Annotated in this window: 8 protein-coding genes and 1 pseudogene; 3 read left to right on the forward strand and 6 right to left on the reverse strand. The window is 67.1% G+C overall.

The window, feature by feature from the left end; all coding sequences use genetic code 11:
• The first annotated feature begins 11 nt into the window (after window positions 1–11).
• Window positions 12–902, forward strand: a complete 891-nt coding sequence (gene gluQRS / locus AB3X89_RS28260; RefSeq protein ID WP_368586226.1) for a tRNA glutamyl-Q(34) synthetase GluQRS — start codon at window positions 12–14, stop codon at window positions 900–902.
• A 107-nt stretch (window positions 903–1,009) separates the two neighbouring features.
• Here the strand turns inward: gluQRS and AB3X89_RS28265 are convergent, their stop codons facing one another.
• From AB3X89_RS28265 to purT, 6 genes are all read right to left on the reverse strand, one after another.
• Window positions 1,010–2,464 carry a DEAD/DEAH box helicase gene (locus AB3X89_RS28265; protein WP_368586227.1) on the reverse strand — a complete coding sequence of 485 codons (1,455 nt, stop codon included), beginning with the start codon at window positions 2,462–2,464 and terminating at the stop codon, window positions 1,010–1,012.
• A gap of 340 nt (window positions 2,465–2,804) precedes the next feature.
• A complete protein-coding gene (locus AB3X89_RS28270) occupies window positions 2,805–4,241 on the reverse strand; it encodes an aldehyde dehydrogenase family protein (RefSeq protein WP_368586228.1) in 1,437 nt (478 codons plus the stop codon).
• A gap of 45 nt (window positions 4,242–4,286) precedes the next feature.
• Window positions 4,287–5,939: an acetolactate synthase large subunit gene (locus AB3X89_RS28275; protein WP_368586229.1), complete on the reverse strand. Its 1,653-nt coding sequence runs from the start codon at window positions 5,937–5,939 to the stop codon at window positions 4,287–4,289.
• A gap of 239 nt (window positions 5,940–6,178) precedes the next feature.
• Window positions 6,179–6,562, reverse strand: a complete 384-nt coding sequence (locus tag AB3X89_RS28280) for an MliC family protein (RefSeq protein WP_368586230.1) — start codon at window positions 6,560–6,562, stop codon at window positions 6,179–6,181.
• A gap of 126 nt (window positions 6,563–6,688) precedes the next feature.
• On the reverse strand, window positions 6,689–6,901 hold the full coding sequence (locus AB3X89_RS28285; protein WP_368586231.1) for a DUF6726 family protein: 213 nt from the start codon (window positions 6,899–6,901) through the stop codon (window positions 6,689–6,691).
• A 78-nt stretch (window positions 6,902–6,979) separates the two neighbouring features.
• Window positions 6,980–8,194, reverse strand: coding sequence for a formate-dependent phosphoribosylglycinamide formyltransferase (purT, locus tag AB3X89_RS28290; protein WP_368586232.1), 1,215 nt, complete (start codon window positions 8,192–8,194; stop codon window positions 6,980–6,982).
• A 260-nt stretch (window positions 8,195–8,454) separates the two neighbouring features.
• Here purT and AB3X89_RS28295 point away from each other — a divergent pair, with 260 nt between their 5' ends.
• A complete protein-coding gene (locus tag AB3X89_RS28295; RefSeq protein ID WP_368586233.1) occupies window positions 8,455–8,991 on the forward strand; it encodes an META domain-containing protein in 537 nt (178 codons plus the stop codon).
• 113 nt (window positions 8,992–9,104) lie between these two features.
• A pseudogene (locus tag AB3X89_RS28300) lies at window positions 9,105–11,432 on the forward strand (cell division protein FtsK); the annotation flags it as partial.

Genomic DNA, 11,432 nt, shown 5'->3' on the forward strand with positions numbered 1-11,432 from the left:
GTCCCCACGCCATGACCTATCGCGGACGCTTCGCACCCTCGCCGACCGGCCCGCTGCATTTCGGCTCGCTGGTCAGCGCGCTCGCGAGCTGGCTCGACGCGCGCGCGCAGCGCGGCGCGTGGCTGGTGCGTGTCGAAGATATCGACGGACCGCGCACGGTGCCCGGTGCCGCCGAGGACATCCTCGCGACCCTCGAACGCTTCGGCATGCGCGCCGACGAAACGCCGGTCTGGCAAAGCCAGCGTATCGCGCACTATCAGCAGGCGCTTGAGCGGTTGAAATCGACCGGTCTCGTCTATCCGTGCGGCTGCACGCGCAAGGAAATCGCCGATTCGCTATTGCACGCGCACGCGCGCAACACCACGCTCGCCTACCCCGGCACCTGCCGCACCGGTCTGCACGGCAAGCCGGCGCGCGCGTGGCGCCTGCGCGTGCCCGACGGCGACGCGGCCGTGATCACGTTCGACGACCGCTGGCAGGGTCCGCAGACGCAAAACCTCGCGACCGAGGTCGGCGATTTCGTGCTGCGCCGCGCGGACGATCAATGGGCGTATCAGCTGGCGGTGGTGGTGGACGATGCCGACGCGGGCATCACGCACATCGTGCGCGGCGCGGATCTGATGGATTCGACGGCGCGGCAGATTTATCTGCAGCGTTGTCTGGGCGTGGCGACGCCCGAATATCTGCATGTGCCGGTCGTCACGAACGAGCACGGCGAGAAGCTGAGCAAACAGAACGGCGCGACCGCGCTCGATAGCGACAAGCCGCTCGAAGCATTAGGCGCGGCGGCACGGCATCTGGGACTGGAGCTGGGAAGCGAGCCGCGTGCGACGCTGGAGCAGTTCTACAGCGCCGCGACCGCGGCCTGGGCAAAACGGATGAACATTAGCGCATCGAGATGATGCTTATGCGTGGAGCCTGCTGCGTTCTCCGAAACATCAAAACGCGCGGCCCCACCGCTTTTGCGCTCGGGGCGTTGCACCCCGAGCTCTGAATCCGACAGCCCGCCTTACGACGACGAGGGCGTCTTCCTCGGCATTCCGAAGCCACCGAGCAACGCGGCCAGTTGCCGCTTCGGCGCTGCCTTTTGCGGCGCGGCCGTCTCCTCGACCTTGTGCGCCGATGCCGGCGACGGCTCGTACGGCTTCAGGAAGAAATCGTCGATCGGTTGCGCGCGATGATGATGCGGACGGTCATACGAACCCGACGCCCCGCCCGTGCGGCGGCGGCTGCGCTCGTCGCGCGATTCGCTGCGCTCGCGGCGCAGCGAACGATCATCGTGATGATGGCGCACCGGCGCCTCGACGGTCAGGCGCTGCAGGTCGAGCGGGCGCTTGATCAGCTTCTCGATGTCGGCCAGTTGCTTGCGCTCGTTCGGGCTGCACAGCGACAGCGCGTCGCCCGATGCGCCCGCGCGGCCCGTCCGGCCGATCCGGTGCACGTAGTCTTCGGCGTTGAACGGCAGGTCGAAGTTGATCACCGCCGGCAGTTCGGCGATGTCGAGACCGCGCGCGGCGACATCGGTCGCGACCAGCGCCTCGACTTCGCCGCGCTTGAATGCGTCGAGCGCCTGCATGCGCTCGCTTTGCGAGCGGTCGCCGTGAATCGCCGTCGCGACCACTCCATCCCGTTCGAGGCTGCGCGCTAGCCGGCTCGCGCCGATCTTGCTGTTGCAGAACACGATCACCTGCTTCAGGCCGCGCTCGCGGATCAGTTGCACGACCGCGCCGGTCTTGTCGCCCTCGGCGACTTCGTAGACGATCTGCGTGACATTGGTCGCGGTCGAGTTGCTGCGCGCGACTTCGATGGTCTGCGGGTTGCGCAGATAGGTTGCGGCGAGCTTCTTGATTTCGCCCGAGAACGTCGCGGAGAAGAGCAGCGTCTGGCGCTCTTTCGGCAGCAGGTTCAGGATGCGCTGCAGGTCGGGCAGGAAGCCCATGTCGAGCATGCGGTCGGCTTCGTCGAGCACGAGCATCTGCACCTGGCCCAGATTCGCGGTTTTCTGTTGCACGTGATCGAGCAGACGGCCCGGCGTCGCGATCAGGATTTCGACGCCGCGGCGCAGCTGCTCCGACTGCGGATTCATATCGACGCCGCCGAACACGACCGCGCTACGCAGTGTCGTGTGCTTCGCATAGGCCTGCACGTTCGCGGCCACCTGGTCGGCGAGTTCGCGGGTCGGCGTGAGGATCAGCGCACGCACCGGATGGCGTGCCGGCGACGCGCTCGTATTGGCTTGCGGCAGCAGACGCTGGATGATCGGCAGCGAGAAGCTCGCGGTCTTGCCGGTGCCGGTCTGCGCGGCGCCCATCACGTCACGACCCGCCAGCACGACCGGGATCGCCTTCGCCTGGATCGGCGTTGGCGACGTGTAGCCCGATTCCTTGATGGCCTTCAGGATGTCGGGCGCGAGGCCGAATTGATCAAAAGTCTCGGTGCTGGGCGTGACGGCTGTGTCGGACATGGTGGCTTTCGCTAAAAAGGCGCGTGGCGCGGATGCGCGCGGCAGCGGTCGGAGCCGCGGAGGGCATCAGGATGAAGGCGGAGCCACGTCGTTCCGCGCGAGACCCGTCTGAGTTCGGTTAATGCGGCCGGCTCCGGTTGGCGGAAACACCCGCCGAAAGCCCAGTATTGTAGCACTTCAGCAAAAACGCTCGCGAAGGCCGGCCGGCCGCTCGCGGCCGTTGCTCCGGTCGCAGCGTAGTGCGCACAGACGACAGTGGCATGACAGCCGCGCGCCTGGGCGGGCGGCGCGCGGCGTTCGTCAGCCGCCCCCCCCGCCCTGCCCGCGTCAGATCGACCGCTCACCACGTCTCGCGCATCACCATCAGCCGCAGCTCGGTCATATCCTCGATCGCGTAGCGCACGCCTTCGCGCCCAAGACCCGAATCCTTGACGCCGCCATACGGCATGTTGTCGACGCGAAACGATGGCACGTCGTTGATCACGACCCCGCCCACTTCGAGCGCATCCCAGGCGCGATGCGCATGCGCGAGCGAATCGGTGAACACGCCGGCCTGCAGGCCGAAGTCGCTGTCGTTGACCTGCGCGAGCGCCGCTTCGAAATCGTTGAAGCGCTCGAGGATAGCGACCGGCCCGAACGCCTCCTTGCGATACAGATCGGTGTCGCGCTTCACGCCTTCGAGCAGCGTCGCCTCAAACATCGCGCCGTCGACCTTGCCGCCCGCGACGATCTGCGCGCCCGCCTGCACCGCCCCCTCCATCCAGCCGGCGAGCCGCTTCGCCTCCGATTCGGAGATCATCGGCCCGACGAAGGTCTTTTCGTTCTTCGGATCGCCCATCACCAGCGACTTCGTCTTCGCGATCAGCTTCTCGCGCAGCGCGTCGTAGACGCTCGCATGAGCGAGAATGCGCTGCACGCCGATGCAGCTCTGCCCCGACTGATAGAACGCGCCGAACGCGAGCCGCTCGACCACGTAGTCGAGCTTGCCGCCCTGATCGCCGTCGACGATCGCCGCCGCGTTGCCGCCCAGCTCCAGAATCACCTTCTTCTTGCCGGCTTTGCGCTTCAGCTCCCAGCCGACCGCCGGCGACCCGGTGAACGACAGCAGCTTGAAGCGCTCGTCGGTCGTAAACAGGTCGGCGCCGTCGCGGTGCGCGGGCAAAATCGAGAACGCACCCTTCGGCAGATCGGTTTCCGCGAGAATTTCGCCCATGATCAGCGCGCCGACCGGCGTGCGGCTGGCCGGCTTCAGCACGAATGGCACGCCCGCCGCGATCGCGGGCGCGACCTTATGCGCAGTCAGGTTCAACGGAAAATTGAACGGCGAGATGAACGAGCACGGCCCGATCGGCACGCGCTTCACGTACGCGTGGTAACCGTTCGCGCGCGGCGAAATCTGCAGATTGATGATCTCGCCGTCGATTCGCACGCTCTCCTCGGCGGCGACCTTGAACGTATCGATCAGGCGCGTGACTTCGCCCTTCGAATCGTTGATCGGTTTGCCCGCCTCGATGCACAGCGCGAGCGCCAGTTCGTCATAGCGCTCCCGAAAGCGCTTCACGCAGTGTTCGAGCACTGCCTGGCGCTTGAACGGCGGGTACGTGCGCATTGCGGGCATCGCATCGACCGCGAGGCCGATCGCCTTGTCGATCGCGGCCGCGTCGGCCATCGCGACGCGGGTGGCGACTTCGCCGCTGAATTTGTCGGTGACTTCGAGGTCGGTGTTCGCGGCCACCGGCTCATTCGCGAGGTAGTACGGATAGGTCTTTTGCAACATGTCGCGTTCTCCTTGAATCGAATCAAAGCGTCGATGCATAGAGCCTCAAAGCCGCGCGGACAGTCGCTTGATCTCGCGATTGAGCACACGCTCGTTGTCCGAATAGTCGATCGGCACGTCGATCACGTGCACGCCGGGCGTCACGAAGCACTCGCGCAACAGCGGCGCGAACTGTTCGGCGGCCTCGACCCGATGCCCCTGAGCACCATAGCTCTGCGCGTAGGCGACGAAATCCGGGTTCGCAAGCGTCATGCCGTAGTCCGGGAAGTTCATGTTCTCCTGCTTCCAGCGGATCATGCCGAACGCGTCGTCGCGCAGGATCAGGATCACCAGGTCGAGCTTCATGCGTACCGCCGTTTCGAGCTCCTGCGAGTTCATCATGAAGCCGCCGTCGCCGCACACGGCGATCACCTTGCGCTCCGGATGTACGATCTTGCTCGCGATCGCCGACGGCAGGCCCGCGCCCATCGACGCCAGCGCGTTGTCGAGCAGCAGCGAATTCGGTTCGTGCGCGCGGTAGTAGCGCGCGAACCAGATCTTGTACATGCCGTTATCCAGACACACGATGCCGTCGACCGGCGTGGTCTCGTACACGTCGTTGACGATCCGCACCGGGTACATCGGGAAGCGGTCGTCGTGCTGGCCCTTCACCAGATGCGCTTCGAAGTGCTCTTTGATCTCCTTGAAGCGCGTGAAGTCCCAGTGTTCCTGACGCGTCTTCAGGCTCTCCTTGAGCTGCCACACCGCATTCGCGATATCGCCGACCACTTCGATCTGCGGGAAATACACCGGATCGACTTCGGCGCCGAGGAAGTTCACGTGGATCACGGTCTTCTCGCCCGCCTCGCCGCTGCGCATGAAAAACGGCGGCTTTTCGATCACGTCGTGACCGACGTTGATGATGCAATCCGCGTGCTCGATCGCGCGATGCACGAAGTCACCGTCGGAGAGCGTCGCGTTGCCGAGCCACATCGGATGCGATTCGTCGATCACACCCTTACCCATCTGCGTCGTGAAAAACGGAATGCCGATCTGGTCGACGAACTCGCGCAGCATCTTCGTCGTGGTCTTACGGTTGCCGCCCGCGCCGATCATCAGGAGCGGATGTTTCGCGGCGGTGATCGCCTCGACCGCGCGCGCGACCGCCTTCTCCTCGGCGACCGGACGGCGGCTGTAGCTCTTCGGAATCGGCTTGCCGTCGCCCTCCTCGTGCGCGACGTCCTCGGGCAATTCGAGGTGCGCGGCGCCCGGACGCTCCTCCTCGGCGCGGCGCACCGCCTCGCGCACCGCCGCCGGAATATTGCCGATCGACACGATCTGCCGCGTGTACTTGGTGAGCGGCTCCATCATCCGCACCACGTCGACGATCTGGAAGTGCCCCTGCTTGCTCGACTTGATCGGCTTCTGGCCGGTGACCATCAGCATCGGCATGCCGCCCAGCTGCGCGTACGCGGCCGCGGTCACGAAGTTGGTCGCGCCGGGGCCGAGCGTCGCCAGACATACTCCGGTGCGGCCGGTGAGCCGCCCGTAGGTGGCGGCCATGAAGCCGGCCGCCTGCTCGTGGCGCGTGAGGATCAGACGGATTTTCGAGCGGCGCAGCGACTCGAGCAGATCGAGATTTTCTTCACCGGGGATGCCGAACACATACTCGACACCTTCGGCTTCCAGCGATTTGACGAACAGGTCCGATGCTTTCATTGAGGGTCTCGCTTGATGACTCGGGGGACGGACAATCGAAGACGACGACGACGGCTGCGCGCGAAACACCGCATCGCGCGCGCGGCATGGCAAACGGCATGGCGAACGCCATGCTGGACAGCTTACTACTCGAACGGAAACGATGCGCGCGAGGGACAGGAAGCCGGACGCGGGAAGAAGCAGGCGGAGGCAGAGATCGAAGCCGCCACACGACGTGCAGGAATGCGCCGATCAATGAATCAGCGAATCACCGTGACGCAGTCGGAGAGAATCGGCGGCGCGTTCTCGCCGCTCGTCAGGTCGTATAGATTGGCGCGCGGACCCTTGGTCCACCACGTATAGCTGCCGGCCTGATACTTCACGCCGGACGCCGAGACCGTGCTGACGAACAGCATCGAGGTGCCTTTCACCGGCAGCACGGCGAAGCTCTGGCCGTTCTGCGCGTTCCAGTAGGTGATCTGCAGGATCTTGCCGGTCGCGCACGTGTATTTGCGCGTCTGGTGGTTCTTGCCTTCGATATGCTTGAACTGCAACGGCGCGGCCGAGGCGCCGCCGGAAGATGCCGCCAGCCAGGCCACCATCGATGCTGCCGCCGTGAGGAATGCAACACGCCATGTCTTCATCGAACACCTCGATTGTTGCGGGGGATCAGGCAAGGAAGGCATACCGGCCGCCACGCCGGTCACAGACGGGTTACTGGCGGGTTACAGGGCAGCTCATCGGCAATTCACGGACAGCTCAACGACGTTTCAAGGATCGATCACGTTGGCACACGCATCGGTCGGCGCGGCGGCGACGTGCCCGACTACCGGCACGATCTTCAGTCCCGCCGAAGCGACCCGGCACGGCGCCGCCGCGAGCCCGCAGCCGCTGATACAGGCACACAGCGCGAACGCCACGCCGAGTGCGCCGACCCGGCGAAGCGCGCCACGCCACGGATTGCTGCGCGATTCAAGCGCCATACGATCCTCTGCTCCGATCTCTTTGCTGCGCTAAGCCAGAAACGAATGCGGCCCACGCCGCGCGTCACCGCCTGACGGTTACTTCGCCGATACCGGCCGAACCGCCGCCGCGGCCTGCTTCGCACGCGAGCGCGCTTCGTCGATATTCTCGCCGGTCGCGAGCGCGACACCCATGCGGCGTTTGACGAAGCTCTCCGGCTTGCCGAACAGGCGCAGGTCCGAGTTGGGTACCGCGAGTGCCGCCGCGACGCCTTCGAACGCGATGCCGGCTTCGTCACGTCCACCGTAGATCACCGCCGACGCACCCGGCGCACGCAACGACGTATCGACCGGCAGGCCGAGAATCGCGCGCGCATGCAGTTCGAACTCCGAGAAGCGCTGCGAGCACAGCGTGACGAGCCCCGTGTCGTGCGGACGCGGGCTGACTTCCGAAAACCATACGTCGTCGCCGCGCACGAAAAGTTCCACGCCAAATAGGCCGCGGCCGCCGAGCGCCGCCGTCACCTTGTGCGCGATCTCGCGCGAACGCTCGAGCGCGAGCGGGCTCATCGGCTGCGGCTGCCACGATTCGACATAGTCGCCGGCGACCTGCACGTGGCCGATCGGGTCGCAGAAATATGTGCTGACCGTGCCGCTCGCCGGATCGATCGCGCGCACGGTGAGCTGCGTGATTTCATATTCGAAGTCGATGAAACCCTCGACGATCACGCGCCCGAAATTCACGCGGCCGCCCGCCATCGCGTACTGCCACGCAGGTTCGACGTCGGCGTCGCTGCGCAATACGGACTGCCCCTTGCCCGACGACGACATCACCGGCTTCACGACGCACGGATAGCCGACCTTCGCGATGCCCGCGCGCAGCTCGTCGAGCGAATCGGCGAATGCGTACGGCGAGGTCGCGAGGCCGAGCTCCTCGGCGGCGAGGCGGCGAATGCCTTCGCGGTTCATCGTCAGCTGGGTGGCGCGGGCGGTCGGGATCACCTCGGCGAGCGCCTCGGTTTCGATCGCGGCGAGCTCGTCGGTGGCGATCGCCTCGATTTCAGGGACGATCAGATGCGGGCGCTCCTGCTCGACCAGCGCGCGCAGCGCGGCGCGGTCGGTCATGTCGATCACGTGCGCGCGATGCGCGACCTGATGGCCCGGCGCGTTCGGGTAACGGTCGACGGCGATCACTTCGACGCCCAGCCGTTGCAGCGCGATGATCACTTCCTTGCCGAGCTCGCCGGCGCCGAGCAGCATCACGCGCGTCGCTGATTCAGAAAGGGGGGTGCCGATCCGTTGGCCGATCTGCATGGGAACTCCAGATAAAAAGTCGGGATGAGGGTGGGATTGGATAGACCGCGATGTTAACATGCGGCCCCCTTGCCGCGCGGCGCTCAGGGTGCGTTCAGGGTGCGCTCTGGGCGCCGTTCGCGAGGCCGTGGCGGTCGGGCGCAAGCGTGCCGCCGCGTCGACGTTCGCAGCCGCGGTCGCGTCACCGCGCGCATCGCTCGCGCTCGACAAGCTTAGTACGTTACCCTTACGCCTTCGCCAGTTTGAACAGGAACGACGCCATGCTCACCCGCTCCCGCCCGCGACGTCTTGCGCGCATCACTCCGTGCCTGCGCACGGCCGTCGCCGCGTTGAGCATCGCCGCGCTGCTCGGTGCCTGCGCGATCCCGAAGCATCCGGATTCGTCGGCGCCGCCGCCCGATCCGTTCAACCCCGCCGCCGTGCAACTGCTCGACGACAGCAGCTGGGTGCTGAGCTCGTGGAAGAACGCCGACGGCACGGTGCGCGAGGTGCCGTCGAAGGATCAGGAGCCGCTCACGCTCACGTTGTCGACCGAAGCCGGCCGACGCCATGCGAGCGGCTTTTCGGGCTGCAACCGTTTCATGGGTTCGTACATGCTGAAGGACGGCAAGCTGAGCTTCGGCACCCTCGCCGGCACGCGCAAGGCCTGCGTGTCGCCGGGCGGCGACATCGAAAAGCCGTTCCTCGAAGCGCTCGAGCGCATCGCGCGCACCGGCGTGCAGATGCGCGCGCCACAGCAGATGCAGCTGATCCTCGACAACGGCGACACGCTGATGTTCGATCGCAGCGACAAATGATGCGAGTTTGCGCCGCGTTCGAGACTCGCGCCGGCCTTCGAAGCCGCGCGCTGCGCCGTTTAAACTCGACGGGTTGCGCTTCTCGCGCGCTCCGTCATTCGTAGATGTCTGGTATGCACACGGTAGTTTTCGGCTGGTTCGGCGGGTCGGCCGTCTGGTTCATTCCTCTTTTGTGGCGCCTCGTGAAGTCGATGCTGCCGGGCGGCGCGGGTCTGCGCGGCCCCGGCACGATCCGGCTTTGGCTCGGCTTCGTCTGCGTGCTGATCGCGAGTTGCACGCTCGAGGGCTCGCTGATCGGCATCGCCGGCGTCAACGGTTTCGGTCATGCGCTGGCCGCGGGGCTTGGGCATCTGGTCGGCCATATCGCTACGCCGCTCGCCGCGCTCGCGCTGCTCCTGATCAGCCTGCCATGGCTCATCGACTTCCACTGGAGCGACGTCGCCGCGTGGGCCGACGGCGCGTTCGGCCTTGGTCTGTCGCGCGGACTCGCGAAACGCGACGAGGATGCGCGCCGCCACCGCACCGTCGAAGACAGCGCGTCGTCGCATGTTTCGCCCGCAACCAACACGATGGCGCCGCGCAACAGCAAGGGTCGCTACGCGCGGCCGACGGTATGGCGTCCGCCCGCGAGGGGGCGCGGCGCGGGCGCCGCCGCTGCGGGCGGTGCCGCGGCTGGCATCGCGGGTAGCAAGGAGGCTGCCGCCCGTGGCGCCGGCGCAAGCTGGCGCGCCGATGCGTCGGCTGGCTCGGCGCGTGGGCCGGCCAGGCAGATTGAGCCGGCGTTGCGCACCGGGTCGAGCGCGCCGCCGCGTCCGGCCGCGTCGATCGCAACGCAGGCGGCGCCGGTGGACAAAGCTCCGGACCGGTCCGCGGCACCATTCGTGCCGACCGAGCCGGTCGCGCCGGCCGGCTGGCTGCGCACGACAGAGCCGCGCGCGGCGACGGCGGCGGCGGGATCGCTGGGTGCATCCGCCGCAGCGGGCATGTCGGTTCGTGACGGCGCTGCGCAGGCCGGCCGGCGCGCGGTCGGCGAACAGCGCGTGGCCGCGCCGTTCGGCTCCAGCGCCGCGCTGGCGGCGTCGGCCGCCAATGCGTCCGGCGTGTCGGCGCGAGCGGCACAGGCGATGGCGGGCCGGTCCGCCGCGTCGGGCGCTGGGATCGGCATGACGGCGGGATCCATGAATGCTTCGGGCCGCGGCAGCCGTCCGTCGTCGCTGCCACGGCCGGCAGACGGTAGCGCGCCGCTCACTCGCGGCGCGACTCCGCGTCAGCCGTTCCCGGCGGCTCAGCGCGCCAACGGCGTCACATTGCCATCGACCGTGCGCCGCCCTACACCGAACTTCACGCGAACGATGGCGAACGCGTCGACAGTCGCGCCGCCGGCGAGCGTCGAGGAGACGCTGCGCAGCATCGCGGAAAACACCGCGCGCTGGACCGACATGGCCGGCGTGAGCCTCGCGCGCAGCCGTGGCGCCGATGGCGCAAAGGTTGGCGATGTGGAGCGGGTGTCGACGACGTTCGATGTGCCGCCGGCGCCGCATGACGTGCTGCCCGTCGAAAACAGCGAGACGGTCTCGCCGGCGCAGTCGCAGCAACAAGCGGCACCTGCGGAGTTGCCGGCTGAACAAGAGGTGGTCGAGTCGGATACGTCGGTCGAGAGCGCCAACGAAGCGGTTGCGCAATGGCCGACCGAACCACCGGTCATTCATCCGCCGCTTACGGCTGCGGCTGTCGAATCCACGATTGCAGAGCCCGTGTCTGTCGCAGAGACGCCGGCCGATCCCGTGTCCGCGGACACTGTTACCGGCATGCCCGCGGTTGTCGAGCCGTCGGCATCCGCTTCGGCTGAGCCTGCCGCCGCGGAACCTGCTGCTAGCGCGCCGCAACCTGAGCCGGCGACGGCGACGCCGTTCCAGCGCTTTGCAGCCAGCTTGCAGGACGACGCTACGCACGAAGACGTACCGGCGATCGAAGACGATCCGACACAGACGGCGACAGACAACAGCGTCCCGTCATCGCAGGGTGAAGAATCCGAGCGAACAGTCGAACCGGCGACCGCCGACTCAGCGACACCGCAGCAAGCCCTGGCGCCTGTCGCCGAAATCGTCATCGACAAAACGCTCGTACCGTGGGAGAGCAAGCTCGGCCCCACCGCGGCTCAACGCGCGGCCGCGCCAGCGGAATCACCGCAGACCGAGACCGCCGCACCGTCGAGCGCAAGCGTGCCGCCGTGGTCCGGCGCGCCGTCACCGGAGATCGCGAGCGAATGCGCGCAGCCCGATGAGCCCGCAACGCCGCCGACGCACCCGACGTCGCGCGCCCCTGCCCTGCCCGCTGCGACCGAACCCGCGAACGAGCCGACGAACGACTCGCCGTCGTCGACCTCGACGAGTGCGCCGAACCTCGCAACGCCGGCAATCGCACCAGCCGTCGTCTCGAAC

This window comes from Paraburkholderia sp. BR14320 (assembly GCF_040948665.1).
Classification (GTDB): domain Bacteria; phylum Pseudomonadota; class Gammaproteobacteria; order Burkholderiales; family Burkholderiaceae; genus Paraburkholderia; species Paraburkholderia youngii.

Excerpts from the sequence above, each read along its gene's own strand:
- purT (WP_368586232.1), bottom strand. The coding sequence starts at position 8,194 with ATGCAGATCGGCCAACGGATCGGCACCCCCCTTTCTGAATCAGCGACG.
- gluQRS (WP_368586226.1), top strand. The coding sequence starts at position 12 with ATGACCTATCGCGGACGCTTCGCACCCTCGCCGACCGGCCCGCTGCAT.
- AB3X89_RS28280 (WP_368586230.1), bottom strand. The coding sequence starts at position 6,562 with ATGAAGACATGGCGTGTTGCATTCCTCACGGCGGCAGCATCGATGGTG.
- AB3X89_RS28270 (WP_368586228.1), bottom strand. The coding sequence starts at position 4,241 with ATGTTGCAAAAGACCTATCCGTACTACCTCGCGAATGAGCCGGTGGCC.
- AB3X89_RS28275 (WP_368586229.1), bottom strand. The coding sequence starts at position 5,939 with ATGAAAGCATCGGACCTGTTCGTCAAATCGCTGGAAGCCGAAGGTGTC.
- AB3X89_RS28295 (WP_368586233.1), top strand. The coding sequence starts at position 8,455 with ATGCTCACCCGCTCCCGCCCGCGACGTCTTGCGCGCATCACTCCGTGC.
- AB3X89_RS28285 (WP_368586231.1), bottom strand. The coding sequence starts at position 6,901 with ATGGCGCTTGAATCGCGCAGCAATCCGTGGCGTGGCGCGCTTCGCCGG.
- AB3X89_RS28265 (WP_368586227.1), bottom strand. The coding sequence starts at position 2,464 with ATGTCCGACACAGCCGTCACGCCCAGCACCGAGACTTTTGATCAATTC.